Annotated in this window: 20 protein-coding genes; 10 read left to right on the forward strand and 10 right to left on the reverse strand. The window is 55.4% G+C overall.

The features are described 5' to 3' along the window. The first annotated feature begins 10 nt into the window (after positions 1 to 10). The 3 genes from ABLV11_RS11440 to ABLV11_RS11450 are packed head-to-tail and all read left to right on the forward strand — an operon-like array spanning position 11 to position 2,210. Entirely contained in the window at positions 11 to 808 is a 798-nt protein-coding gene (locus tag ABLV11_RS11440) for a transketolase (RefSeq protein WP_126488871.1), read from the forward strand. Further along, the gene (locus ABLV11_RS11445; RefSeq protein WP_224330338.1) at positions 808 to 1,719 is read left to right on the forward strand and encodes a transketolase C-terminal domain-containing protein; all 912 of its coding nucleotides are present in this window, start codon (positions 808 to 810) and stop codon (positions 1,717 to 1,719) included. The genes ABLV11_RS11440 and ABLV11_RS11445 overlap by 1 nt, the downstream gene beginning before the upstream one ends. Positions 1,720 to 1,772: 53 nt before the next feature. After that, entirely contained in the window at positions 1,773 to 2,210 is a 438-nt protein-coding gene (locus tag ABLV11_RS11450) for a PTS sugar transporter subunit IIA (protein ID WP_115239784.1), read from the forward strand. 39 nt (positions 2,211 to 2,249) lie between these two features. Here the strand turns inward: ABLV11_RS11450 and ABLV11_RS11455 are convergent, their stop codons facing one another. Continuing rightward, positions 2,250 to 3,398: an MFS transporter gene (locus ABLV11_RS11455; protein WP_004111869.1), complete on the reverse strand. Its 1,149-nt coding sequence runs from the start codon at positions 3,396 to 3,398 to the stop codon at positions 2,250 to 2,252. Positions 3,399 to 3,409: 11 nt separating this feature from the next. On the opposite strand from ABLV11_RS11455, the gene ABLV11_RS11460 reads away from it, so the two are divergent. Continuing rightward, positions 3,410 to 3,616: a hypothetical protein gene (locus ABLV11_RS11460; RefSeq protein WP_126488869.1), complete on the forward strand. Its 207-nt coding sequence runs from the start codon at positions 3,410 to 3,412 to the stop codon at positions 3,614 to 3,616. 56 nt (positions 3,617 to 3,672) lie between these two features. On the opposite strand, the gene ABLV11_RS11465 is transcribed toward ABLV11_RS11460, so the two are convergent. From ABLV11_RS11465 to lrp, 8 genes are all read right to left on the reverse strand, one after another. Further along, positions 3,673 to 4,536: a dimethyl sulfoxide reductase anchor subunit family protein gene (locus ABLV11_RS11465; protein ID WP_224330340.1), complete on the reverse strand. Its 864-nt coding sequence runs from the start codon at positions 4,534 to 4,536 to the stop codon at positions 3,673 to 3,675. 1 nt (position 4,537) lies between these two features. After that, a complete protein-coding gene (locus ABLV11_RS11470; protein ID WP_004111868.1) occupies positions 4,538 to 5,155 on the reverse strand; it encodes a DMSO/selenate family reductase complex B subunit in 618 nt (205 codons plus the stop codon). A 10-nt stretch (positions 5,156 to 5,165) separates the two neighbouring features. Then, positions 5,166 to 7,604 (reverse strand): dimethylsulfoxide reductase subunit A, encoded by a 2,439-nt coding sequence (dmsA, locus tag ABLV11_RS11475; protein WP_023320647.1) that lies wholly within the window; start codon positions 7,602 to 7,604, stop codon positions 5,166 to 5,168. Between the two features lie 200 nt (positions 7,605 to 7,804). After that, entirely contained in the window at positions 7,805 to 9,097 is a 1,293-nt protein-coding gene (gene serS / locus ABLV11_RS11480; RefSeq protein ID WP_004111863.1) for a serine--tRNA ligase, read from the reverse strand. Positions 9,098 to 9,187: 90 nt separating this feature from the next. Then, positions 9,188 to 10,531, reverse strand: a complete 1,344-nt coding sequence (rarA, locus tag ABLV11_RS11485) for a replication-associated recombination protein RarA (RefSeq protein ID WP_004100647.1) — start codon at positions 10,529 to 10,531, stop codon at positions 9,188 to 9,190. Positions 10,532 to 10,539: 8 nt separating this feature from the next. Next, the gene (gene lolA / locus ABLV11_RS11490; protein WP_004100642.1) at positions 10,540 to 11,151 is read right to left on the reverse strand and encodes an outer membrane lipoprotein chaperone LolA; all 612 of its coding nucleotides are present in this window, start codon (positions 11,149 to 11,151) and stop codon (positions 10,540 to 10,542) included. A gap of 119 nt (positions 11,152 to 11,270) precedes the next feature. Then, on the reverse strand, positions 11,271 to 15,365 hold the full coding sequence (gene ftsK / locus ABLV11_RS11495; RefSeq protein ID WP_348855315.1) for a DNA translocase FtsK: 4,095 nt from the start codon (positions 15,363 to 15,365) through the stop codon (positions 11,271 to 11,273). Between the two features lie 135 nt (positions 15,366 to 15,500). Continuing rightward, positions 15,501 to 15,995: a leucine-responsive transcriptional regulator Lrp gene (gene lrp / locus ABLV11_RS11500; protein WP_002439523.1), complete on the reverse strand. Its 495-nt coding sequence runs from the start codon at positions 15,993 to 15,995 to the stop codon at positions 15,501 to 15,503. 531 nt (positions 15,996 to 16,526) lie between these two features. Here lrp and trxB point away from each other — a divergent pair. The 6 genes from trxB (at position 16,527) to ABLV11_RS11530 (ending at position 23,305) form a co-directional block, all read left to right on the forward strand. Then, positions 16,527 to 17,495 carry a thioredoxin-disulfide reductase gene (trxB, locus tag ABLV11_RS11505; RefSeq protein ID WP_032727990.1) on the forward strand — a complete coding sequence of 323 codons (969 nt, stop codon included), beginning with the start codon at positions 16,527 to 16,529 and terminating at the stop codon, positions 17,493 to 17,495. A gap of 114 nt (positions 17,496 to 17,609) precedes the next feature. Continuing rightward, complete coding sequence (cydD, locus tag ABLV11_RS11510) at positions 17,610 to 19,376, forward strand: cysteine/glutathione ABC transporter permease/ATP-binding protein CydD (RefSeq protein WP_126488867.1); 1,767 nt, start codon at positions 17,610 to 17,612, stop codon at positions 19,374 to 19,376. After that, the gene (cydC, locus tag ABLV11_RS11515; RefSeq protein ID WP_348855316.1) at positions 19,377 to 21,098 is read left to right on the forward strand and encodes a cysteine/glutathione ABC transporter ATP-binding protein/permease CydC; all 1,722 of its coding nucleotides are present in this window, start codon (positions 19,377 to 19,379) and stop codon (positions 21,096 to 21,098) included. It begins immediately after the preceding gene. 38 nt (positions 21,099 to 21,136) lie between these two features. Continuing rightward, complete coding sequence (aat, locus tag ABLV11_RS11520; protein WP_004111858.1) at positions 21,137 to 21,841, forward strand: leucyl/phenylalanyl-tRNA--protein transferase; 705 nt, start codon at positions 21,137 to 21,139, stop codon at positions 21,839 to 21,841. 279 nt (positions 21,842 to 22,120) lie between these two features. Further along, positions 22,121 to 22,339, forward strand: a complete 219-nt coding sequence (gene infA / locus ABLV11_RS11525) for a translation initiation factor IF-1 (protein ID WP_002211347.1) — start codon at positions 22,121 to 22,123, stop codon at positions 22,337 to 22,339. A 159-nt stretch (positions 22,340 to 22,498) separates the two neighbouring features. Next, a complete protein-coding gene (locus tag ABLV11_RS11530) occupies positions 22,499 to 23,305 on the forward strand; it encodes an ATP-grasp domain-containing protein (RefSeq protein ID WP_004100630.1) in 807 nt (268 codons plus the stop codon). A 215-nt stretch (positions 23,306 to 23,520) separates the two neighbouring features. Here ABLV11_RS11530 and clpA read toward each other — a convergent pair whose 3' ends face one another. Further along, positions 23,521 to 25,803, reverse strand: coding sequence for an ATP-dependent Clp protease ATP-binding subunit ClpA (gene clpA / locus ABLV11_RS11535; protein ID WP_004100629.1), 2,283 nt, complete (start codon positions 25,801 to 25,803; stop codon positions 23,521 to 23,523). Between the last annotated feature and the right edge of the window lie 22 nt (positions 25,804 to 25,825).

Consider the following 25,825-nt stretch of genomic DNA (forward strand, 5'->3'; position numbering starts at 1 on the left):
AGGAAAGAACATGAACATTGATGAACTGAAATCCCATGCGCTTGCCGCTCGCCGCGAGATAGTCACCATGATTTACGAATCCGGGATTGGCCATCCGGGCGGGGCATTGTCAATAATCGACATTCTTACCTGGCTCTATTATCAGGAAGTCGATCTGCAAGCCTCCCCGCGCTCGCGCGTGGTGATGAGTAAAGGCCACGCCGTCGCCGCGCAGTACGCCATGCTCTATCAAAAAGGAAAGATCGATCGCAGCGAGTTCCATACGTTCCGGCAGATCAACTCGCGCCTGCAGGGACACCCAAGCATTAAATCACTACCGGAGGTCGATGCCACAACCGGTCTGCTGGGTCAGGGGCTGTCGATTGCTTTTGGTATGGCGGCCGCCAAAAAGCGGCGCAACGATCCGCACCGGGTCTTTGCCATCGTTGGCGATGGCGAAATGCATGAAGGCCAAATCTGGGAAACCTTACAGCAGGCTGGTCACATGAAAATGGATAATCTGGTCGCCATCTTCGATTACAACGGCTTCTCTTCCCACGACCCCGTTAATGAAGTCGTTAATCTCGAGCCGCTGGCGGACAAAATCCGCAGCTTTGGCTGGCATGTACTGGAGCTGCACAATGGCAATGATATGCATCAGGTTGCCGATACCCTGATGCTATCCCGCCATCTGAAAGGCAAGCCGGTCGCCATTGTGGCGCACACGACGAAAGGTTCCGGCGTCAGCTATATGGAAAACAACGGCGACTGGCACTCAAAAACCCCGAGCAGAGAACAATTTCAGCAGGCAATGGAGGAGTTACAGTGATGAAAGCACCCCGTGATGAGATCGGTAATGCCCTGATTGCGCTAAAAGAAAAAGACTATCCCGTCGTTGTTATCGACAGTGATTTAGCCAGCTCAACCCGTACTGACCAGTTTCAGGCCATCTATCCTGAGGCCTTCTTCGAAATGGGCATTGCGGAAGGCTCCGCCATGAGTTTCGCGGTCGGCCAGGCGCTGGAAGGCTTTATGCCCTTCTATGTTAACTTTGCCATGTTCGTCACCGGCACCGCCTGGACCCAGCTGCGGCAGGCCTGCTACGCCAAAGCCAATATTAAACTCGTCGGTAGCCATCCCGGTATGGATGATGGACCTGACGGCGCTTCGCATCATGCGCTGGAGGATTTAGCGCTGACCCGCGTCCTTCCGGGGTTAACCGTCCTGACGCCAGCAGATGCGGAAGAAATCGCCGAGGCCTTCGAGCAGGCGGCAAAAATAAAGGGGCCCGTTTATATCCGCGTTGCCCGCGAACCGATGCCGGTTCGCGATAAAAGCGTCGTGCCGCGGGTGAGCGATATCGCCGCCATCGCCGATAGCGGCAATGATTTTGCGATTCTTTTTGAAGGGACGGTTCTGGAGCAGGCCACCGAGGGTTATGAAAAGTTAGCCGCCAGCGGCAAAAAGGGCAAGCTGATTCACGTCGCAACCCTTAAGCCTTTTAATCAGCAAGAATTTTATCGGCTGGTTAATGATTGCCCACTTATCGCTACGCTTGAAAATCATTCCGTCAACGGCGGCCTCGGTGGGCTGATCGCGGAAACCCTGGCGCAAAAGGCGCATCCGGCGCGCCTTACGCGGCTGGGAACGCAGGATACATTTACCGAATCGGGTAACAGCAGACAGTTAAAAGCCAAATACGGCATTTCGGGAGAAGCGCTGTTTAATGCTCTATGCTAACCACCAGGCGAGCCGGTCAGATGGCGGTCGGCTCGCGCATAAAAGGAACGTATATGGAAGAGACGCTGTTTTCCGCCTGCCAGTTCACCAGCCACTGCCTGAACTGGCGCAGCGCTGTTCAGCTCGCCTGCCGCCCGCTAGAGCAACAGGGGAAAATTACCGCCGGGTATGCCGGTGCGATTATCCACGCCACAGAGCAGGATGGCCCCTGGTATATACTGAGCCCGGGATTTGCGCTACCGCATGCGCGTCCGGAAGCGGGCGTGCTGAGCAAAAATAGCGCGCTTTCGCTGCTTTGCTGTAGCGAAGCCGTTGATTTTCCCGATCATCCCGGAATTCGGCTGATAGTCATACTGGCGGCGGCAGATAGCGAACAGCATATTCAGACGATCCAGCGGTTAGTCTGCTGGCTGGATGAGGGGGATAGACTTCAGCGATTCAGCGCGGTGCAAAGTCAGACCGAGTTTGCCGCGCTTCTTGCTTCGCATTAAACCATAGCCAGGGCGTGCCCTGGCTATGTTCTGCATAAATCAGGCGTGCGCCACAGGCGTAGGATGGTGGCCCGCTTTACGCAGCAGCGTCAGCAGATAGATGAATGACACGCTGGCGATCATGATAAACAGCAGATTATCAGAGAAATTCTGCATCAGCATCGCGGTAAGGGTCGGCCCAAGCAGGCTACCCACGGTATAGCTCATTAAGAGCGCCTGGTTCATCGCCACCAGCTGATGACGCTCCACTTTTTCACAGGCCCAGGCCATAGCCACCGGATAGAGCGTAAAGCCGGATGCCCCCAGCACGAACAGCGCCGGCGCCATTGCGGCCTGGCTTAACATTGCCAGACAGCCGAGGATCACCACAAATACCTGAACGCGCAGGACCAGCAGACGCCCGTAGCGATCGGCAAGACGGCCAATCGGCCACTGCCCAACGATACCCGCGCTCACCATTACCGCCATCCAGAAGCCAATGCCGGAATCGCTAACGCCCTGGTGGTTAAGCCATAGCGGCATCAGGCCATACAGCGAACCGAGAACGATGCCGGAAATAATGCAGCCGTTGACCCCATGGCGGGCCTGACGCAGCCGTAGCATTGGCCAGATACGCGCCGGTTCATGCGGTTCATCGGCCTGAGTCGCCACGCGAGCAAACAGCAGCGGCAGGATGGCCGCCAGAGCCAGCGCCGTCACCCACGGCAGAACGCTCATCAGATCCGTCGGCAGTTTGCTGACCATTAGCTGGCCCAGTACCGTGCCGACATAATAAATCATCATATAGGCCGCCAGCAGTCGACCCCGGCTCCGCGAAGTGCCGCTACAGACCAGCGCGCTCTCAACCACCACCCAAATCATCGCGCAGCCGACGCCGGCGATAAAACGCCAGCTGAACCAGCTCCAGAAGCCAATAGTGATACCAAGACCCACGCAGCCCACGGCAAAAATAACCGATGCCAGGTAATAGCTGCGGTTAAACCCCAGGCGCTTAATTACCCATCCGGCGAGCAACGTTCCCACCAGATTACCGGTAAAATAGGACGACCCCACCATTCCAACCTGCCAGGTCGGCATATTTTCATGGGCGAGCCAAAGCGGGACGAGCGTATTTAAAACCGCTATCGCCAGAGTCAACAGAAGCAGGCCACAGAGCAGCATTTGCACTGGCCGGGTGTAGATGGTCATGGATATAAACCGTGATGGAGTTCAGATTTCGTGCGCATCATGCCACTGCTGAAAACATTGTCAATCCACCTGAAATCAGGCCTGACGCGGTTTGCGGGGGAACGATTGAAGTTTTTTATCCAGCGGATCGTCAACAGAATAGCTATTTATATTATTCCATTGTTTTTATTAATTTATTAAAAAAAAGCGGTGGGAATATCAGTAGAAATATTTCATGAATCGACCGCACTTTTTATCGCGCCAGAAATCATAATTCTGGCGCGATAAAGGACGATTAGCTGGCGATTGCCATCCCGACGGTCATATGCAGGCCATAGAAGACGCCGCGGCCGATCGCCTCGCCAACCAGCACCAGCGCAAATGCCAGCCCCAGAAGCGGCAATGCGGGCTGATAGCCTTTGAGCTGCGGAGCAATCCAGCATACCAGCGCCAGCACCAGAGCCACCACGCGCCACGCCATCAGCGAACCATAGTTCGGCACCAGCGCCAAGGCCTGCTGGATAGAGCTATGGATTGTTGTCAGCTCCTGACCCTGCATCAGCACCACGGTCACGCTCACCACCAGCGCCAGCAGAGTCACCGCCGGCAGCAGGCGCATCGCCCAACCGTTGACGTCCGCAAAGCGCAGCAGCAGATATCCCAGCAGCGGACCGCCGATAAACATCGTCAGGAAGAAGCTCAGTGGCGTCCAGACCGTGTACCAGGTGGGCACCGTATCGATGGTGTTATAGACGCGGACCATCATCCAGACAAAGATTATCCCGAGCACCATGGTAATAACCAGCCAGAGGTGACGCAGTCCCGCGGGTAGCTTATTCACCACCGCCAGCAGCCAGCCAATGCCGCCGACGGCAAAGAACAGCGCACCGCTGGCGATTTCGTTGCTGAGCGATGAAGCCCCCACGCGATTAAGCGAGTTAAAAGCGCGCATCGGCGACCCAAGATGCAGAGTCGAGGCAATAAAACCTACGCCCATCAGCACCCACAGGCCAAACATACTTCGCACCACGCGCTGCTGCTGTTCACGCGTTAAATCGCCCTTTATTAGCGCCAGAGCCAGTACAATAAATCCGCCCACGACGCACTGACCCAAGACCGTGAAAATAATCAGCGGCCATTCATGCCATCCACTCCCCATCTCACACCTCCTTCGGGTTAGCCAGGTAGCCGGTGGTATCTCCACACGGTCGGCTGTTGGCATTAGGTTTAATCACAATGCTCGGCTTAGTGAAATGCGCCGAAGGCAGCGGCGCGACGGCAGCCAGCTGACCGTGTTTTTTACGCAGCTCTTCAATCGGGCCGAAATCCAAGGCGCGCAGCGGGCAAGATTCCACGCAAATCGGTTTTTTGCCGTCGGCTACGCGCTCGTGGCAGCCATCGCATTTGGTCATATGGCCTTTTGTCGCATTGTACTGCGGTGCGCCGTACGGGCAGGCCATATGACAGTAGCGACAGCCGATACAGACATCTTCATCGACGACGACAAAGCCATCTTCACGCTTGTGCATCGCTCCGCTAGGGCAAACTTTAGTGCAGGCAGGATCCTCACAATGGTTGCAGGCGATAGAGAGGTAATAGGCAAAGACGTTTTGCTGCCATACCCCATTATCCTCCTGCCAGTCGCCGCCGGCGTATTCGTAGATACGACGGAAGCTGACTTCCGGCGTAAGGTTTTTATAGTCTTTACAAGCCAGTTCGCAGGTTTTGCAACCGGTGCAACGGGCGGAATCAATAAAAAAACCATATTGAGTTGTCATCGGTTACTCCTTACAGCTTTTCAACCTGGACGAGGTTGGTATGCGATGGATTGCCTTTCGCCAGCGGCGACGGGCGTTGGGTGGTCAGCACGTTGATGCTGCCAGCCTGATCCACGCGGCCTGCGTCCGGGTTATACCAGGCCCCCTCACCCAGCGCGACCACGCCAGGTATCATTCTCGGGGTCACTTTGGCTTCGATATGGACTTCACCACGATCGTTAAAGATGCGGATCCGATCGCCATTAGCGATGCCGCGCTTCTGCGCATCCAGCGGGTTGATCCACATCTCCTGACGGCAAGCCGCTTTCAGCACGTCAACGTTGCCGTAAGTGGAGTGCGTACGGGCTTTATAGTGAAAACCGGTGAGCTGCAGCGGATACTTTTCAGCCAGCGGATCGTCATAGTTTTCAAACCCAGGGCTGTAGATCGGTAGCGGGTCGATGACATCCTGTTCTTTAAGCTCCCAGGTCGCCGCAATTTCCGCCAGCTGCGCAGAGTAAATTTCAATTTTCCCTGACGGCGTCGTTAACGGATTGGCGGCGGGATCTTCACGGAAGGCTTTATAGGCAACGTGGTGACCTTCCGGATCGCGCTGCTTGAAGATTCCCTGCTTACGGAATTCATCAAACGGCAGCAGTGCCGGGATCGCTTTACGGGATTGCTCATAGAGATGACGCAGCCACTCTTCCTGCGTGCGACCTTCGGTGAAGCGTTGCTCAACGCCCATGCGCTTCGCCAGTTCGCTGGTCATTTCATAAATGGTTTTGCACTCAAAGCGCGGCTTGATGGCCTGGTCGGCAAAAATCACGTAGGACATGTTGCCGCAGGAAGCATCCAGCGCAAAATCCATCTGCTCCGAGGCCGTACAGTCCGGCAGCAGAATATCGGCATATTTTGCTGAGGAGGTCATATGGCAATCAATGACCACAATCATTTCGCACTTCTTGTCATCCTGCAGGATGTCATGGGTACGGTTGATTTCTGAGTGCTGGTTGATAAGACAGTTACCAGCATAGTTCCAGACCATTTTGATAGGGACGTCAAGCTTATCTTTGCCGCGCACGCCGTCGCGCAGCGCGGTCATTTCCGTACCGCGCTCAATCGCATCGGTCCACATAAACATGGAAATACTGGTTTCCACCGGATTATCCAGCGTCGGCATGCGTTCAAAAGGCAGGGAGTAAGAACCTTCACGCGCGCCGGTGTTGCCGCCGTTAATCCCGACGTTACCGGTTAAGATCGCCAGCATTGAAATTGCACGGGATACCAGCTCACCGTTGGCATGACGCTGCGGGCCCCAGCCCTGAGAAATATAGGCAGGTTTAGCGCTGGCGATTTCGCGCGCCAGCTGCACGATACGCGCCTGGGGAATGCCGGTAATTGTCGCCGCCCACTCAGGAGTCTTCGCGATACCGTCTTTGCCCTGACCGAGAATATAGGCCTTATAGTGGCCATTGGCTGGCGCTCCTTCCGGCAGCGTTTTCTCGTCATAGCCTACGCAGTACTTATCGAGGAAAGGTTGATCAACGAGGTCTTCCGTAATCATCACCCACGCCAGCGCGGAGACCAGCGCGGCGTCGGTTCCCGGGCGAATCGGGATCCACTCGTCTTCGCGTCCGGCACCGGTGTCGGTATAGCGTGGATCGATAATAATCAGCCTGGCGTTGGATTTCTCCCGCGCCTGTTCCAGGTAATAGGTTACCCCGCCGCCGCTCATTCGGGTTTCCCCGGGGTTGTTGCCAAACAATACGACCAGCTTACTGTTTTCGATATCCGACGGGCTATTGCCATCGGCCCAGCCACCGTAGGTATAGTTCAGGCCAGCGGCAATTTGCGCGGTGGAGTAGTCGCCATAATGGTTGAGATAGCCGCCGCAGCAGTTCATCAGGCGGGCAATTAGGGTTTTTCCCGGTGGCCATGAGCGAGTCAAAGTTCCGCCGAGGGTACCCGTTCCATAGTTCAGATAGATAGACTCATTACCGTACTCTTTTATCAGGCGCTGCATATTGCTGGCGATAGTATCAAACGCTTCTTCCCAGCTGATGCGCTCGAATTTGCCCTCGCCGCGCTTGCCCACGCGCTTCATCGGATATTTCAGGCGGTCCGGGTTGTAGACGCGTCGACGCATCGAGCGGCCACGCAGACAGGCGCGAACCTGATGCAGGCCGTCGTAGCTATCATCGCCGGTATTGTCTGTTTCAACATATTTGATCTCACCATCGACCACATGCATCCGCAGCGGACAGCGGCTACCGCAGTTAACCGTACAGGCGCTCCAGGTAACGGTTTCGCTGGTGGGAGTCAGGCTATCCGCAGCGTGGGCAATGCGCGTGAAGGGTAAGGTAAAAGCGCTGCTGGCCATTGCCAGCCCGCCAATCGCCGTGGTTTTCATTAAACCACGCCGGCTCACCTCGGCAGCCAGTAAAGCATCGGGGGTTTTGGTTTTCATAGATACTCGCTTTGGTTGCTCACAATTAACTTAAAGCCGCTATATAGTTTGATATATAACGAAATTAGACTTTATTAGTTTTTTATGCTGGTTAATCCAAAGGGAGTATCTGCGTATTCGCGAAGTCGATTATTGCCCGGTATCAAGAAGGGGGTAAAAAAAAAGCGCCCGCAGGCGCTTTTGAGAAAAGAGTCGAAAAATCAGCCGATAAATTCAAGGCCGCGCATATACGGACGCAGCACTTCCGGAATTTCAATGCGGCCATCCGCCTGCTGATAGTTTTCCATCACCGCGACCAGCGTACGCCCAACCGCCAGGCCAGAACCGTTCAGCGTGTGTACGAGGCGAGTTTTCTTGTCAGACTTGCTGCGGCAGCGCGCCTGCATACGACGCGCCTGGAAATCCCACACGTTGGAGCAGGAAGAGATTTCACGATAGGTATTCTGCGCCGGTACCCACACTTCCAGATCGTAGGTTTTGCACGCGCTGAAGCCCATGTCGCCAGTGCACAGAGCCACTTTACGATACGGCAGACCCAGCAGCTGCAGCACTTTCTCGGCGTGACCGGTCATCTCTTCCAGCGCGGCCATGGAATCTTCCGGACGCACAATCTGCACCATCTCAACTTTGTCGAACTGGTGCATGCGGATCAGACCACGGGTATCACGGCCGTAAGAGCCCGCCTCAGAGCGGAAGCACGGCGTATGGGCGGTCATTTTGATCGGCAGATCGTCTTCATCAATGATTTCATCGCGAACCAGGTTGGTCAGCGGGACTTCCGCCGTTGGGATCAGCGCATAGTTGCTGCTGTCGGCTTCTTCTTCCAGTGGACGGGTATGGAACAGGTCGCCGGCAAATTTTGGTAGCTGACCAGTGCCGTACAGCGTGTCCTGGTTAACCAGATACGGAACATAGTTTTCGCTGTAACCGTGCTGTTCAGTATGCAGATCCAGCATAAACTGCGCCAGCGCGCGGTGCAGGCGTGCCAGCTGGCCCTTCATGACCACAAAACGAGAACCGGTCAGCTTCACGGCGGCGGCAAAATCCAGCCCTCCGTGCATTTCGCCCAGCGTGACGTGATCGCGAATGTCAAAATCGAACTCGCGCGGGGTCCCCCAGCGGCTGACTTCAACGTTATCGTTTTCATCGCGACCGGCCGGTACGTCATCATGCGGGATGTTTGGAATAGCCAGCGCAATATCGCGGATTTCCGCCAGCAGCGCGTCCAGCTCGGTCTTAGCGGCATCAAGCTGCTCACCGAGCTTGTTCACTTCCAGGCGTAATGGCTCAATATCTTCCCCGCGCGCTTTCGCCTGGCCAATGGATTTCGATCGGGAGTTACGCTCCGCCTGCAGGTTTTCAGTTTGAACCTGCAGAACTTTACGACGCTCTTCCAGAGCGCGAAGTTTATCTACATCCAGCTTAAAGCCCCGGCGTGCCAGTTTTTCTGCGACTGCGTCTGGCTCGGTACGCAGCAGATTGGGATCGAGCATGCTTATCCTGTGCTTATCGAATTAATAAAGAAAAATGGCCGCAGAGCGCGACCACGGAAATAGTGTGACAACCTTACCGCAACGCCTCAATTATCGGTAGCGTTTTATCGGGCTATTTTGATCCTGTTCGGTTAACCAGGCGAGCTTTTCGCCTATTTTGCCCTCCAGCCCCCGGTTTGTCGGCTGATAATAGCGCGTTTGCGCCATTTCCTCCGGGAAGTACTGCTCTCCGGCGGCATAAGCATTAGGTTCATCATGTGCATAGCGGTACGCCTGCCCGTAGCCCATCTCTTTCATCAGCTTCGTGGGGGCATTGCGCAAATGTACCGGGACGTCGTAATCGGGACGTTCGCGCGCGTCGGCCATTGCCGCTTTAAAGGCGGTGTAAACAGCGTTGCTTTTGGGCGCACAGGCAAGATAAACAATGGCCTGAGCAATGGCGCGTTCACCTTCCGCCGGTCCGACGCGGGTAAAGCAGTCCCAGGCGGAGATCGCAACCTGCATCGCGCGCGGATCGGCATTGCCTACATCTTCAGAGGCAATCGCCAGGCAGCGGCGGGCAACGTAGAGGGGATCGCCACCGGCGGTAATAATCCGCGCGTACCAGTAGAGGGCGGCATCCGGCGCGCTTCCGCGGACCGATTTATGCAGCGCGGAGATTAAATCGTAAAAGCGATCGCCTTTGTTGTCGAAACGCGCGCTGCGCTCGCCGGCAATTTCGGTCAGCAGTTCAACCTGCAACACGCGATTGCCAGAGGCGTCGGTTTCAGCCATATCGGCCATCATTTCCAGCGTATTCAGCGCCCGGCGCGCATCACCGTTGACGAGGTCAGCGATGGCCTTGCGCGTCTCGTCCGGTAGTACAATATTTTGCCCACCGTAGCCGCGCGTTTTGTCGCTCATGGCCTGATTAAGCACCTGCTCGATATCGTCGCTGGTCAGCGACTTCAGCAGATAGACGCGCGCGCGGGATAACAGTGCAGAATTGAGCTCAAAGGAAGGGTTTTCCGTCGTCGCGCCGATAAAGGTGATAGTTCCATCTTCGATATGCGGCAAAAAGGCATCCTGCTGGCTTTTATTAAACCGATGGACCTCATCGACAAACAGGATCGTGCGGCGACCCGCATTGCGGTTTTGACGCGCGCGTTCAATGGCCTCGCGGATCTCTTTCACTCCGGAGGTAACCGCTGAAATACGTTCAACATCGGCGCTGGCGTAGCGCGCAATGACCTCAGCGAGGGTGGTTTTTCCCGTCCCCGGCGGCCCCCAGAGGATCATCGAGTGCAGGTGCCCGGCTTCAATCGCCCTCGGTAAGGGTTTACCCGGCGCCAGCAGGTGCTGCTGGCCAATGTACTGCGCTAAATTTTCTGGCCGCATACGGGCGGCCAGAGGTTGAAACGCGTTATCGGAAAAATCGAGCGACAGGTTGCTCACGTTCGCCTCTATTTACGTTGATCGTCCACCGTAACCCCTTGCGGCGGCGTAAAGGTGAACTTAGATGCATCCACGGCACCATTTTGTTGCGATTTCAGCTGATAGCTGCTGCGTTGATCGTCCTGTTCCACGGCGCTGAATTGATGAATCGTACCGTCACGACCCACGTTGATGGTGAACTGCTTAAGATTACCGCTGCCGTTTTTCGGAGTCAGAACAAAATCGTCACCGTTCTGCTTAATGTTATAGTTTTGCCAGTCGCTGGCCTGATTACGGGCAATCAGCATAAACGGCGTATTGCTGGTCGCGTCTTTTAACCAGGTGGCGGTGGCCTGCTCAACAAACGGATTGTAAAACCATAGCGTTTTGCCATCAGAAACCAGCACGCTTTCATCTGGCTGAGTCATGTGCCAGTTGAACAGATTTGGCCGCTTGACCCAGAGATCACCCTGCCCGTCCTGAACGGCATTACCGCTGCCGTCGGTGACCTTCTGCGTAAAACTGGAGTGGAAGCTGCTCACTTTATCAAGGCGGCTTTTTAAATCGCTGGCGGCATCCGCCCATACCTGGCTGACAACCAGACCGGACAGTAATGCACAGGTGATTGCGAGTTTTTTCATTATCATTCCTTTATGTGCGTCACTCCCGACGCGGGAGCCTCTTCTGCCAAATTTAGACCCGCTAACGGCGGCTAAACAGCAGAAAAGGCTGATTTTCACTTATTTACCCAGCTTAGCGGTTACTCGAAGGGCGGCGGAGCCAGCACTTCACGGTTACCGTTATGACCCTGCTCGCTCACAATACCCTGGGCTTCCATTTGCTCAATAATACGCGCGGCGCGGTTATAGCCAATGCGGAACTGACGCTGTACCCCAGAAATGGAGGCTTTGCGTTTTTCCGTCACAAAATTCACGGCCTGATCGAATAGCGGATCGAGCTCTTCCCCGCCATCGTAGCCACCGCCGCCGCCTTCGCTTTCGCTGTCGGAGGTGATGCCATCGACATACTGCGGACGACCGCGCGCTTTCCAGTCCTGAACGACAGCGTGAACTTCCTCGTCGCGCACAAAAGCGCCGTGCACGCGCACCGGAATCGTCGAGTTAGGCGCGGAGTAGAGCATATCGCCCATCCCCAGCAGAGATTCCGCACCGCCCTGATCGAGGATGGTACGCGAGTCAATTTTACTCGAGACGGTAAAGGCGATACGCGTCGGGATGTTGGCTTTGATGAGGCCGGTAATCACGTCAACCGAAGGGCGCTGAGTTGCCAGTACCAGGTGGATACCCGCGGCGCGCGCTTTCTGCGCCAGACGGGCGATCAGCTCTTCCACTTTCTTACCAACGGTCATCATCAGGTCGGCAAATTCATCGACCAGCACCACGATATAAGGCTCTTTTTTCAGTACCGGATGGGTTGCATCCATACTGTCGCCAGGCTTCCAGTACGGATCCGGAATTGGCCGTCCCATACGCGCGGCTTCGGCAATTTTCTCGTTGTAACCCGCCAGATTACGCACGCCCAGCGCAGACATCAGCTTATACCGACGCTCCATCTCGTTAACGCTCCAGCGCAAAGCGTTGGCGGCGTCTTTCATATCCGTCACCACCTCGGTCAACAGATGCGGTATGCCTTCATAAACCGACAGCTCGAGCATTTTCGGGTCAATCATGATGAATTTCACATCTTCCGGCTGCGCTTTGTAAAGCATGCTCAGGATCATGGCGTTGACCCCAACAGACTTACCGGAACCGGTAGTACCAGCCACCAGCAGGTGCGGCATCTTCGCCAGGTCGGCGGTTACGGGTTCGCCCGCGATGTCTTTGCCGAGGACCACGGTGAGCGGTGAAGGATTGTCGCGGAATTTGGCGTTATCGAGCACTTCGCGCAGGTAAACGGTTTGCCGTTTTTTATTAGGCAGCTCCAGGCCAACGTAAGGCTTACCCGGAATAACTTCAACTACGCGCACCGCCGCTGTGGACAGGGAACGGGCCAAATCTCGCGACAGGTTGGAAATACGCGCTGCTTTCACACCCGGCGCCAGGTTAAGCTCAAAGCGAGTGATTACCGGGCCCGGTGAGTAGTTCACCACGTCGGCTTTAATGCGGAAATCGGCCAGACGAGCTTCAACCAGACGCGCCATCTGCTCAAGCGCAAAGGTATCAATCGGCTCAACTTCAGCCGGGGGCGGCGTAAGTAGGTCAAGAGACGGCAGCAGCGTCGTCGGCTTCTGCAACGGGCGACTGTCGCCATTGCGCATCAACAACGGATGAATGAGACTCTCCTGCGGCTGTGGAGCCGGCTGCTGCGGGGCGTGCCCCTGAGAAGCATGCTGCTGCGGATAGCTGCCAGCAGCCTGCTGCGGCATCTGCGGATGTTGAGCCGGCTGATGCTGCGCAGATTGATAAGCCTGGTGCTGCACATTTTGCGGTTGCTGAGGGGCGTGCTGATGCGGCATCGGCTGCGGCACGGGCTGCGAATGCTGGACCGGCTGCTGATACTGCGGAGCAGGCTGCTGCACTTCCGGCAATGGCGTGAAGACAGGCTCGCTCGGCGCATCGTCAACTAACGTTTTCATTGGCGAGAATTCATAGTCAGCCGCAGAGAACGGATGAGATCCCGGCGGCTGCTCGCTTGCGTAGCGCTGCTGTTGAGACGCGGCAAACTGACGAGCCAGCTCGGCTTCAGCAGCGGAATCGTCATCTGCAGTTTCATCTTCGGCGGCGTAGCTATCACCATAGCGCTGATTTTGCGCGGCGGCGAACTGACGCGCCAGCTCTCCCTGCTCGAGCTCTGCAACTTCCTCGTCAGACAGCGAATCATCATAGTGCTGATGCTCAGCCTGACGCGCGCGCTCTTCGGCTAACCGCTGGGAAGGCAGCTTGATCCCGTAGGAGGCAAGTTCCCGGCGGGTGGGAACCCGTACGCGATTTGGACGAGGCAATTTCGGGCCAATGCCTTCTTTTACCTGCGCGCGAGGACCGCCCGAAGCCGGACTAAATAACGGCGCAGCGCCGGATGCGGCAGAAGCGGTTGAGGTCGCGGCGGCGCTAGCTGCAGCCGCCCCCGTTGCCTGATGGACCCCGGCCGCCAGTGCGCTCACGGCGGCAACATCTCCCGCCGGTGAAGACGGAGGCGTGATGGGTTTTGTCGCCAACGGACTGACGGGTTCAGGAATCGGCTGATACCAGGCGGCAAGCTGCTCGCGTTCACGCGCGCGTTTCTCTTCTACTTCTTCAAAGTAATACATCGGCGGACGCTGAGGCTTCACCTCCTCTTGCGGAGGCTCAGGCTCAACGGGGGCAGCATAGGGATCGGGCTGCTGCACTGGAGCCTGCTCCGGCTGGTACGCATGCTGCGGCTGCCATGCCGGTTCCGGCTGATAAGCTGGCTGCTGCACTGGAGCCTGCTCCGGCTGGTACGCGTTCTGCGGCTGCCATGCCGGTTCCGGATGATAAGCTGGCTGCTGCGCCGGAGCCTGCTCCGGCTGGTACGCGTGCTGCGGCTGCCATGCCGGTTCCGGCTGATAAGCTGGCTGCTGCACCGGAGCCTGTTCCGGCTGGTACGCATGCTGCGGCTGCGCGATCGGTTCCGGCTGATAAGCTGGCTGCTGCACCGGAGCCTGCTCCGGCTGATACACGTGCTGTGGCTGCAAGAACGGTTCCGGCTGATAAGCTGGCTGCTGCACCGGAGACGGCTGCGGCTGGTACGCGTGCTGCGGCGGTGTCACTGGTTCGGGCTGATAGACTGGCTGAGCGTCGTACCCTGGCAGCGGTTCAGACCATGCCTGCGGAGCAGCGGTATCCTGCGCGGCCACTGCTACCGGATCGGCAATGCTATGGCCGTTCAACAGCGGATCGTATGGGTCAAAATCGCCAGGGCGTGCCGCGCTGACTCCGGAGAACAGAACGTCATCGGCATTGGCCGGACGCGCTGCGCTGGAACCAGAAAAGAGCACATCATCAGCGGCAACAGGCGCACCGCTGGCGCTATACTGAATCTCATCTTCCGCATCATCCATCCGCTTACCGGAGAACAGAGCGGCATCAGTTTTACGCCCCATCGGGTTAGCGAATTTTTCGGCCAGGCGCTGGCGGCGGGCTAAGGCGCTGCGTAGAATCCGCGCGCGTCGAGAACCCTGCGGCCTGGCGGGTTCATCATCTTCATATTCTTCTTCATCATCTTCATATTCCCCTTCATCAACCCAGGTGTCGTCACGACGGGTACGGTTGCTGGCAAACGTGAGAACAGAGAGAATCACACCGCCGATTTTTTCGGCAATGCTGACCCAGGACCAGCCGGTAAACAACGTCAATCCGGCCGCCCAGATGCAGAGCAGCGCGATTGTGCCGCCGCTGCTGTGCAGCAGAGGTTGCAGGGTGGTGCTCAGCAGACTGCCGATCACCCCACCGGAGGCAAAGTACCAGATATCATCAGCGTTGATAGCCGCCAGCCCACAGGACGTGAGAATCAGCGCCAGCGCACCGATCAAACGCAGCGAGACGGCGAAATAATCGATGTACTCGTCGTTTTCCTGATGACGCCAGGCAAACCAGCAGCCGCCGATAATAATGACCGGAATGGTGTAAGCCATTACGCCAAAAATGAAAAATAGCGTATCGGCTAGCCATGCTCCGGGCGTACCGCCTATGTTATGAATAGGCTCGTGCCACGCCGTTTGCGACCAGCTAGGATCCGAGGGATTAAAGCTGAGTAAGGCCGCCATCAACCAGATGGCAAAAAGGGAGCAAAGAATGAGTAATGCCTCAAGGAGACGGCGCCCGCTACTCAGCTTTGTGAACTTGACTTCTTTGTCTTCGGTGTATTCCTGGCTCAAGAAAGGCTCTCCAGGTATCAGGCTGTTTCCTGCCTTCAGCTAAAACGGACAACAGTGCCGGGTCTCCCCGGCACTGTTGCTGTATGGATTAACAGGAGTGTAATCAAACTACGTCGATTTTGCACCTGTTCCGTGTTAGCGCGTCTTAATTACCAGACGATTACTTTGCTTGACTTCTTCCATTACCACATAGGTACGGGTGTCGTTTACGCCCGGCAGGCGCAGCAAGGTCTCGCCCAGTAGTTTACGATACGCAGACATATCCGGCACGCGGGTTTTCAACAGGTAATCGAAATCCCCGGAAACCAGATGACACTCTTGAATTTCTTCAAGTTTTTGCACAGCGGAGTTAAATTGCTCAAACACATCCGGCGCGCCACGATTCAGAGTAATCTCAACAAATACCAGAAGTGATGCATCCAGATAATGCGGGTTGAGCAGCGCTGTATAGCCCTGAATAAAACCCTGTCTTTCCAGTCGACGCACGCGCTCAAGGCAAGGCGTCGGAGAAAGTCCCACCCGTTTAGAAAGCTCGACGTTGGAAATACGCCCGTCTTTTTGCAATTCATTCAAAATATTACGATCAATGCGGTCGAGATCTTTGCCAGGGCGCTTCTTGCTATCTACCATTATTATTGTCTCTCTGTATTCCTTCCCTACTCCTGTTCCGACTCTGAGCCTTCACTGCCAGAGTCCATCCTGTCATTACCCTTACGACGATGGGTAACCCAGGGGTACGTGAGAAGCCCGTTGCCTGACGGCAGTCACCGACATCACGCATGGCGTCTGTCCACACCATGCGTAGATTTCGCTAACCCGGATAAAAATGGCATTTGCGTGCATTAAAATTCGCCACACGCTAAACACTGCTTTTCTTCTTCCATGAATGTTTTCGCAAAAGCACAGGGGATTGTCAAAGCAAAACATCGATTTTTAGTACAAGATGCCAGATATTCATTATCCTCCCCCGTTGATTCTCATGTTTTCCTCTTATAATTGTCCCCCTGACAGTAGAATTAGTTATATTCTTCGTTCGTTAAATCGCCAATTAATCGGCAGCTTCTATTACACATATCGTTAACAAAACTGCCACGCTCTTTTTTTACGTCCACAAATTCCCTACAATCCAGCGCATGTATGCTAATAAATTACGAGGATCTCATGGGCACGGCCAAACACAGTAAACTGCTTATTCTTGGTTCTGGACCTGCGGGATATACCGCTGCGGTCTACGCAGCGCGCGCAAATCTGCAGCCGGTACTGATTACCGGAATGGAAAAAGGCGGTCAGCTGACCACCACCACTGAAGTGGAAAACTGGCCAGGCGATCCTAACGATCTGACCGGACCGCTGCTGATGGAGCGCATGCACGAACATGCCACCAAGTTTGAGACCGAAATTATTTTCGATCATATCAACAGCGTCAATCTACAAAACCGTCCGTTCCGCCTGACTGGCGACAGCGGTGAATACACCTGTGACGCCCTGATTATCGCCACCGGCGCATCAGCGCGTTATCTGGGGCTTCCATCAGAAGAGGCATTTAAAGGCCGCGGCGTTTCTGCCTGCGCCACCTGCGACGGTTTCTTCTATCGTAACCAGAAAGTCGCCGTCATCGGCGGCGGCAATACGGCTGTTGAAGAGGCGCTGTATCTGTCCAACATCGCTTCCGAAGTCCATCTGATCCACCGTCGTGACGGCTTCCGCGCGGAAAAAATCCTCATCAAACGCCTGATGGATAAAGTGGAAAGCGGCAACATCGTGCTGCATACCAACCGCACCCTCGAAGAAGTAACCGGCGATCAGATGGGCGTGAGCGGCCTGCGCTTGCGCGATACGCAGAATGCTGACAATGTTGAATCCCTGGACGTTGCCGGGCTGTTCGTTGCTATCGGGCATAGCCCGAACACGGCGATTTTTGCCGGTCAACTGGAGCTGGAAAACGGCTACATTAAAGTTCAGTCCGGCATCCACGGCAACGCCACCCAGACCAGCATTCCTGGCGTCTTCGCTGCGGGTGACGTGATGGACCATATCTATCGTCAGGCGATTACCTCTGCCGGAACAGGCTGTATGGCTGCGCTGGATGCAGAGCGTTATCTGGATGGTTTAGCCGACGCTTGCAAATAATCTTTACAAGTCAGTAACAAAGGTAAAGAAGGCGACGAAAAGTCGCCTTTATTTTTGCCCCGTTGTAACATTGCCGTGCCCAAAAAACTCATAACTACACCTGCTAAGCGCGCAATGAATAAAACCCGTCAACAAGAGTTAACCCGTTGGTTAAAAGATCAAAGCATTATCTCCCGTCGCTGGTTGATGATTTCCCGTCTCCTGGGCGTCGTTAGCGGCCTGCTCATCGTTGCTCAGGCCTGGTTCCTGGCGCGGATCCTTCATCGCATGATTATGGAAAATATTCCCGCCACGGCGCTGCTGCTGCCTTTTGTGTTACTGGTGCTGGTCTTTGTGCTGCGCGCCTGGGTTGTCTGGCTGCGTGAAAGAGTGGGTTTTCAGGCGGGCCAGCATATCCGCGTTGAGATTCGCCGCCAGGTTCTGGATCGCTTACAGCAGGCGGGGCCTGCCTGGATACAGGGGAAACCCGCGGGTAGCTGGGCCACGCTGATCCTTGAGCAGATCGACGATATGCATGACTACTATGCTCGCTATTTACCGCAGATGACGCTGGCGGCCAGCATTCCCTTACTGATCGTCATCACTATTTTCCCCATCAACTGGGCCGCAGCGCTGATTCTGTTGGGCACAGCGCCGCTTATTCCTCTGTTTATGGCGCTGGTTGGCATGGGAGCGGCCGATGCCAACCGACGTAACTTTCTCGCTCTGGCGCGCTTAAGCGGCCATTTTCTCGACCGCCTGCGCGGTATGGAGACGCTGAGAATTTTTCATCGCGGTCAAGCAGAGACGGAAAACATACGCGAGGCTTCTCAGGATTTCCGTCAGCGAACAATGGAAGTGCTGCGTCTGGCGTTTCTCTCCTCCGGCGTGCTGGAATTTTTCACCTCGCTCTCGATTGCGCTGGTAGCCGTTTACTTTGGCTTTTCCTATCTGGGAGAGCTCAACTTTGGCCACTACGGCGCCGGTGTGACGTTGATGGCCGGTTTCCTCGCGCTGATTCTGGCCCCCGAGTTTTTCCAGCCGCTGCGCGATTTAGGCACCTTTTATCATGCGAAAGCGCAGGCTATTGGCGCCGCAGATAGCCTGAAGACCTTTATGGAAACGCCGCTGGCGCAGCCAGAACGTGGGGAAAAAGTATTAAGCGATAATGAAATGATTAGCATCGAAGCCCGCGACCTGCTGATCAAATCCCCTGAGGGTAAAGTGCTGGCCGGGCCGCTGAATTTTTCCCTACGCGCTGGCGAGCGCGTGGTGCTGGTTGGGCAAAGCGGCTCCGGTAAAAGCTCGCTATTGAATACGCTAACGGGTTTTCTTCCCTATGAGGGCTCGCTCAAGGTCAATGGCGTTGAGTTGAAGAGTCTGGATGCCGACCGCTGGCGCCGTCTCCTGAGCTGGGTAGGGCAAAATCCGCAACTGCCGGCGGCAACGCTGCGTGACAACGTCCTGCTGTCATGCCCTGATGCCACCGAAGCACAGCTACAGCTTGCGCTGGATAAAGCGTGGGTCAGCGAGTTCCTCTCCCTTCTGCCGCAGGGTATTAACACGCCTGTCGGCGATCAGGCCGGTCGCCTGTCGGTCGGGCAGGCTCAGCGTGTCGCCGTCGCGCGGGCGCTGTTGGTACCCTGCCGCCTGCTGCTGCTGGACGAACCCGCAGCCAGCCTGGATGCCCATAGTGAGCAGCGCGTGATGCAGGCGCTGACCAATGCATCAACGCAGCAAACCACGCTAATGGTTACCCACCAGCTGGAAGGCCTTGCGAACTGGGATGCAATCTGGGTGATGCAGGATGGTCAAATTGTTGAACAAGGCAGTTATTCGCAACTGGCGACCGCAGGCGGCCCTTTTGCAACCCTGCTTGCTCATCGTCAGGAGGAGATTTAAATGCGCGCATTATGGCCTTACCTGGCGCTGTACAAACGACACAAATGGCTGCTGCTGCTCGGTATCGTGCTGGCGATCGTTACGCTGCTGGCCAGCATTGGCTTATTAACGTTATCCGGCTGGTTCCTGTCGGCATCGGCCGTTGTTGGCGTAGCGGGCATCTACAGCTTTAACTATATGTTGCCAGCCGCGGGCGTACGCGGCGCGGCGATCATTCGCACCGCTGGCCGTTATTTTGAGCGTCTGGTCAGCCATGACGCAACCTTTCGCGTCCTGCAGCATCTGCGGGTATTTACCTTCAGCAAACTGCTACCGCTCTCCCCCGCCGGGCTGGCGCGTTTTCGTCAGGGCGAACTGCTTAACCGGGTGGTTGCAGATGTCGATACCCTGGATCATCTCTATCTGCGCGTCATATCGCCGCTGGTAGGCGCGCTGGTGGTAATTCTCGTCGTCACCGTGGGGCTGAGCGTACTGGACGTTACTCTGGCTCTGACCCTGGGCGGTATTATGCTACTTACCCTGCTGGTGATGCCGCTGCTGTTCTATCGCGCCGGTAAGCCCGCCGGTGAAAGCATGACTCATTTCCGCGGGCAGTACCGCCAGCAGTTGACCTCATGGCTGCAGGGGCAGGCGGAGCTGATGCTGTTCAAAGCCAGCGATCGTTACCGGCAGCAAATGGAAAAAACCGAAGCGCATTGGCTGGATGCGCAGCGTCGCCAGGCGGAACTGACGGCCCTCTCCCAGGCGCTGATGCTGCTGATTGGCGGAGTGGCGGTTATTACTATGCTGTGGCTCGCCTCCGCAGGCGTTGGCGGCGATACTCAACCGGGCGCGCTGATCGCGTTGTTTGTCTTCTGCGCGCTGGCGGCGTTTGAAGCGCTGGCGCCGGTAACCGGCGCATTTCAGCATCTGGGGCAGGTGATCGCTTCCGCAAAGCGCATTACGCAAATTACCGAACAAGAGCCGGAAGTCGCCTTCACTCAGGGCGAAAACCAAAAGCTGGATCGCGTTTCGTTAAGCTTAAATCAGGTTACCTTCAGCTATCCGCAGCAGCCCTCCCCTGCGCTGGAGAAAATTTCATTGCAGATCGAGGCCGGAGAGCATATCGCCATCCTGGGACGAACAGGCTGCGGTAAATCGACGCTGTTACAGCTGCTGACCCGTGCCTGGGATCCGGCGGAGGGAGAGATATTACTCAATGATCAGCCGCTGACGCAGCTTAACGAAGCGACGTTGCGCCAGGCGATGAGCGTCGTGCCACAGCGCGTACATCTGTTCAGCGCGACCCTGCGCGACAACCTGCTGCTGGCTTCCCCGGGGGCCAGCGATGCCCGGCTTGCAGAAACGCTTGAACGCGTCGGTTTAGCCAGGTTGCTGGAAGATAGCGGCCTGAATAGCTGGCTGGGAGAAGGTGGTCGTCAGCTTTCCGGCGGCGAGCTGCGCAGGCTGGCTATCGCTCGCGCCCTGCTTCACGATGCGCCGCTGATGCTGCTGGACGAACCTACTGAAGGCCTTGATGCGACGACCGAAAGCCAAATACTTGATTTACTTGCTGAAGTTATGCGTGAAAAAACCGTGCTGATGGTAACTCATCGTCTGCGCGGGCTGGCGCGGTTTAATCAGATAATAGTCATGGACAACGGAAAGATTATTGAGCAAGGTAGTCACGCAGAATTGCTGGCTGAACAGGGGCGTTACTACCAGTTTAAGCAGCGTCTGTAGGCTACTATTGAATCATTGCCTGATGCGTTGAGGTAAAAATGCGGCTGGTTCAGCTCTCTCATCATTCCATCGCCTTCCCCTCCCCGGAAGGCGCTTTGCGCGAACCTAATGGTCTGTTAGCGCTGGGCGGCGATCTTAGCCCGGCGCGGTTACTGATGGCCTATCAGCGCGGTATTTTTCCATGGTTTTCGCCCGGTGACCCAATTCTCTGGTGGTCCCCCGACCCGCGAGCGGTACTGTGGCCGGAGAAATTCCATCTCAGCCGCAGTATGAAGCGTTTTCATCAGCGCTCCCCGTATCGCGTAACGTTGAATCACGCCTTCGGTCAGGTTATTGAAGGCTGCGCCGATCATCGTGATGAAGGAACATGGATAACGCAGGGTATTGTTCAGGCATACCATCAGCTACATGAGCTGGGGCACGCTCATTCTGTTGAAGTGTGGCAGGGAGAGGAATTAGTGGGTGGCATGTACGGCGTTGCGCAGGGGGCGCTGTTTTGCGGAGAATCAATGTTCAGCCGAGCCGAAAATGCCTCCAAAACCGCACTGTTGGTCTTTAGCCAGGCGTTTATGCACGATGGTGGAAAATTAATCGATTGCCAGGTGCTAAACAAGCATACGGCTTCGTTGGGCGCAGTAGAAATTCCTCGCCGCGATTATCTCGACTATCTCTCCGTACTGCGGACGTATCGTCTGCCGGAGCGGTTCTGGGTGCCAAGGGTGCTATTTGCAGGAGAAGCATAAATGTTTTCAGCACATTTTTTGTCGGGATGTTATAATTGCGCGGTAGAGTAGCTTCTGCCCGTTGCCCCGCCGCCGTTTGGGAATAATAAGAGTCAGATAACGCCCATCGTTCTGTCACTCCCCCTTTACGTTTGCGCCTGTCGCCCGGTTTATCCGCGTGAATTACGGGCAATGCGCCAAAACTACTTCGGCGATTTGACGTAAAACTTTACATACTTGCTGAACTTCGGCATTATCTTGCCGGTTCAAAACTACGGTAGTGATACCCCAGAGGACTAGATGGCCAAAGAAGACAATATTGAAATGCAGGGCACCGTACTTGATACGCTGCCTAACACTATGTTCCGCGTAGAACTGGAAAACGGTCACGTGGTAACTGCGCATATTTCCGGTAAAATGCGTAAAAACTACATCCGCATTCTGACGGGCGACAAAGTGACTGTTGAGCTGACCCCGTACGACCTGAGCAAAGGCCGCATTGTCTTCCGTAGTCGCTGATCGTTTTCGCGCTTAACGCGCCAGATGCTGAAGGCCGGGATAATTCCCGGTCTTTTCATTTCTTTCATTCTCACGCCGCTTCCCTCTTCGGCTTTGACGGCCCTGTCTCTGCGCCCGTAAAATAATAGCTGGATTGTCCTGGCGAGAAAGGATACCCAAATGAGCGCCCTGCAAATTATCTATCCCAACGATATGCTTCATCCGTCACAACCTGACGAGATGTTTTTAGCTGAGTACACTTATGCCTGCCAAAGCAGTATTACCTGCCTGTTACTTTCATCAGAGGCTGCGGCGCTGGGCGACTACCGCTTTTCATCCAGTTTTTCAGCCAATATGCCGGTACTGTGGCGCGGATGGATGCTGCACCCGGATGAGTACGAAAGTTTATCCCGAGCGGTGGAAAAGCGAGGCGCTCGCTTATTAACGTCATGCCAGCAATATCTTCAATGCCACCATTTGCCGGGCTGGTATGAAAGTTGTCGGGATCTCACGCCAGAAACCATCGTGACTAGCGAAGATGCTGACTTTGCTGCCCTCACTAAGGAATATGGTTGGCCTGCTTATTTTGTGAAGGACTATGTAAAGTCGCTCACAACCTCCCGCGGCTCAATCGCTCGCAATGCGCAAGAAATTGATGAAATCATCACATTGCTTAAACAGTTTCGCGGTGAAATTGAAGGAGGAGTTTGCCTGAGACGCGTGGAGAAATTTGATACATCCAGCGAAAGGCGATTCTTTGTTCTCGATGGCAAAGTTCATGCCGCAAACGGCGATATTCCTGCCAGGGTTAGCGAAATCGCCGCACGTATAAACAGCCCTTTTTACTCTATAGATGTTATCAATGATGAAGCTGGTGCTTTGAGGCTCGTCGAGATGGGTGACGGCCAGGTATCGGATATCAAAGAGTGGTCCGTTGAGCGTTTTGTGAAAATGCTGAGTGACTATGCGGTAAGTCAGGAAATTTAAGGATGGAATGCTGCCTTTATGGCAGTGAACTGGGCAAACCGCACCCCATCATATTGTTATTATTGAAATTAAATAATAAACCTCCTCTGCCATATTTTTTTTAACCGGTTTTTTTTATTTAAAATCAACATGTTAAAAAAACGAATAAAAGGATTCAGAAGAGAGGCATAAAAAAACCGGCCCTGAGGCCGGTTTTGACGTTTCACGCAAGCGACTTAATGTGCCGCTTCCGGTTTGTGCTTTTGCGCACTCTGGAAGGCGTAGGTCAGCGCGTTTTTCTCTTTGTCCAGCTCAACGATCACCTGACCACCGTCAACCAGTGAGCCAAACAGCAGCTCGTTGGCCAGCGGTTTTTTCAGGTTGTCCTGAATCACCCTCGCCATCGGACGCGCGCCCATGGCCCGGTCGTAGCCTTTCTCGGCCAGCCAATCGCGGGCTTCCTGGCTTACTTCCAAAGAGACGCCTTTCTGATCCAGCTGGACCTGCAGCTCAACGATAAACTTATCCACTACCTGGTGGATAACCGTCGTGGACAGGTGATCGAACCAGATAATGTTGTCGAGGCGGTTACGGAACTCCGGCGTAAAGATCTTTTTGATCTCATCCATCGCATCCGGACTGTTGTCCTGATGGATAAGGCCAATCGATTTACGCTCGGTTTCACGCACGCCGGCGTTGGTGGTCATCACCAGCACCACGTTGCGGAAATCCGCTTTGCGGCCGTTGTTATCTGTCAGCGTACCGTTATCCATTACCTGCAACAGCAGGTTAAAGACGTCCGGATGCGCTTTTTCAATTTCATCGAGCAGCAGTACCGCGTGCGGATGCTTAATAACCGCATCGGTCAGCAGCCCGCCCTGATCGAAACCGACGTATCCCGGAGGCGCACCAATTAAGCGGCTGACGGTATGACGTTCCATATATTCGGACATATCAAAACGCAGCAGCTCAATACCCAGCGACTTCGCCAGCTGTACAGTAACCTCGGTTTTACCCACCCCGGTAGGCCCGGCAAACAGGAAAGAGCCGACAGGTTTGTGCTCATGGCCAAGCCCGGCGCGCGCCATCTTGATCGCTTCGGTTAAGGCCTCAATCGCTTTATCCTGGCCAAAGACCAGCATTTTCAGGCGATCGCCAAGGTTTTTCAGCGTATCGCGGTCGCTGCGGGAAACGCTCTTCTCAGGAATACGCGCAATTCGCGCCACCACGGACTCAATATCCGCCACGTTGACCGTTTTCTTACGTTTGCTCACCGGCATCAAGCGCGCGCGCGCGCCGGCTTCGTCAATCACGTCAATCGCCTTATCCGGCAGATGACGATCGTTAATGTATTTCACCGCCAGTTCCACCGCCGCACGTACCGCTTTCGCGGTGTAACGCACGTCGTGGTGCGCTTCATACTTCGGCTTCAGACCGTTAATAATCTGCACCGTCTCTTCCACGGAAGGTTCGGTGATATCAATTTTCTGGAAACGACGCGCCAGCGCACGATCTTTTTCAAAGATGTTGCTGAACTCCTGGTAGGTCGTCGAACCGATAACCCGGATTTTACCGCTGGAAAGCAGCGGCTTAATCAGGTTAGCGGCATCGACCTGCCCGCCGGAAGCCGCGCCCGCACCAATGATAGTGTGGATCTCATCAATGAACAGAATACTGTTGGTATCCTGCTCCAGCTGCTTAAGCAGCGCTTTAAAGCGTTTTTCAAAATCGCCGCGGTATTTAGTACCTGCCAGCAGCGAGCCAATATCCAGTGAATAGATAGTGCAGTCGGCCATCACTTCCGGTACGTCGCCCTGCACGATACGCCAGGCGAGACCTTCGGCAATTGCGGTCTTACCGACGCCGGATTCCCCCACCAGCAGCGGGTTGTTCTTGCGACGGCGGCACAGAACCTGAATAGCACGTTCCAGCTCTTTCTCGCGGCCGATCAGCGGATCGATACCGCCTACGCGGGCAAGCTGGTTGAGGTTGGTGGTGAAGTTTTCCATACGATCCTCCCCGCCTGCTTGCTCTTCACTGCTGCCAGGCTGGCTTCCGCTGTTATCGGAAGACTGGCTCGGCTCGTCTTTGCGCGTACCGTGAGAGATGAAGTTCACCACATCAAGTCGGCTGACTTCATGTTTACGCAGCAGGTATGCCGCCTGAGACTCCTGTTCGCTGAAAATCGCAACCAGAACGTTGGCGCCGGTCACTTCGCTGCGACCGGATGACTGGACGTGGAAAACAGCACGTTGCAGCACGCGCTGGAAGCTCAGCGTCGGCTGAGTGTCGCGCTCTTCTTCCGTTGCAGGCAGTACGGGTGTGGTCTGTTCGATGAAGGCTTCAAGTTCCTGACGCAGCGCGACCAGGTCCACTGAACACGCTTCAAGCGCTTCGCGGGCCGAAGGGTTGCTAAGCAGCGCCAGCAACAAGTGCTCGACGGTCATGAACTCATGACGGTGCTCGCGCGCTCTGGCGAAAGCCATGTTTAAACTGAGTTCCAGTTCTTGATTGAGCATAGGCACCTCCCCCAAGTTTATT

Source organism: Klebsiella sp. GW_Kp181 (assembly GCF_040062315.1).
Taxonomy (GTDB): domain Bacteria; phylum Pseudomonadota; class Gammaproteobacteria; order Enterobacterales; family Enterobacteriaceae; genus Klebsiella; species Klebsiella oxytoca.

Bases quoted from the DNA above. Each gene is read 5' to 3' on its own strand.
- ABLV11_RS11440 (WP_126488871.1), top strand. From the start codon at position 11: ATGAACATTGATGAACTGAAATCCCATGCGCTTGCCGCTCGCCGCGAG.
- ABLV11_RS11445 (WP_224330338.1), top strand. From the start codon at position 808: ATGAAAGCACCCCGTGATGAGATCGGTAATGCCCTGATTGCGCTAAAA.
- ABLV11_RS11450 (WP_115239784.1), top strand. From the start codon at position 1,773: ATGGAAGAGACGCTGTTTTCCGCCTGCCAGTTCACCAGCCACTGCCTG.
- ABLV11_RS11455 (WP_004111869.1), bottom strand. From the start codon at position 3,398: ATGACCATCTACACCCGGCCAGTGCAAATGCTGCTCTGTGGCCTGCTT.
- ABLV11_RS11465 (WP_224330340.1), bottom strand. From the start codon at position 4,536: ATGGGGAGTGGATGGCATGAATGGCCGCTGATTATTTTCACGGTCTTG.
- ABLV11_RS11470 (WP_004111868.1), bottom strand. From the start codon at position 5,155: ATGACAACTCAATATGGTTTTTTTATTGATTCCGCCCGTTGCACCGGT.
- dmsA (WP_023320647.1), bottom strand. From the start codon at position 7,604: ATGAAAACCAAAACCCCCGATGCTTTACTGGCTGCCGAGGTGAGCCGG.
- serS (WP_004111863.1), bottom strand. From the start codon at position 9,097: ATGCTCGATCCCAATCTGCTGCGTACCGAGCCAGACGCAGTCGCAGAA.
- lolA (WP_004100642.1), bottom strand. From the start codon at position 11,151: ATGAAAAAACTCGCAATCACCTGTGCATTACTGTCCGGTCTGGTTGTC.
- lrp (WP_002439523.1), bottom strand. From the start codon at position 15,995: ATGGTAGATAGCAAGAAGCGCCCTGGCAAAGATCTCGACCGCATTGAT.
- trxB (WP_032727990.1), top strand. From the start codon at position 16,527: ATGGGCACGGCCAAACACAGTAAACTGCTTATTCTTGGTTCTGGACCT.
- cydD (WP_126488867.1), top strand. From the start codon at position 17,610: ATGAATAAAACCCGTCAACAAGAGTTAACCCGTTGGTTAAAAGATCAA.
- cydC (WP_348855316.1), top strand. From the start codon at position 19,377: ATGCGCGCATTATGGCCTTACCTGGCGCTGTACAAACGACACAAATGG.
- aat (WP_004111858.1), top strand. From the start codon at position 21,137: ATGCGGCTGGTTCAGCTCTCTCATCATTCCATCGCCTTCCCCTCCCCG.
- infA (WP_002211347.1), top strand. From the start codon at position 22,121: ATGGCCAAAGAAGACAATATTGAAATGCAGGGCACCGTACTTGATACG.
- ABLV11_RS11530 (WP_004100630.1), top strand. From the start codon at position 22,499: ATGAGCGCCCTGCAAATTATCTATCCCAACGATATGCTTCATCCGTCA.
- clpA (WP_004100629.1), bottom strand. From the start codon at position 25,803: ATGCTCAATCAAGAACTGGAACTCAGTTTAAACATGGCTTTCGCCAGA.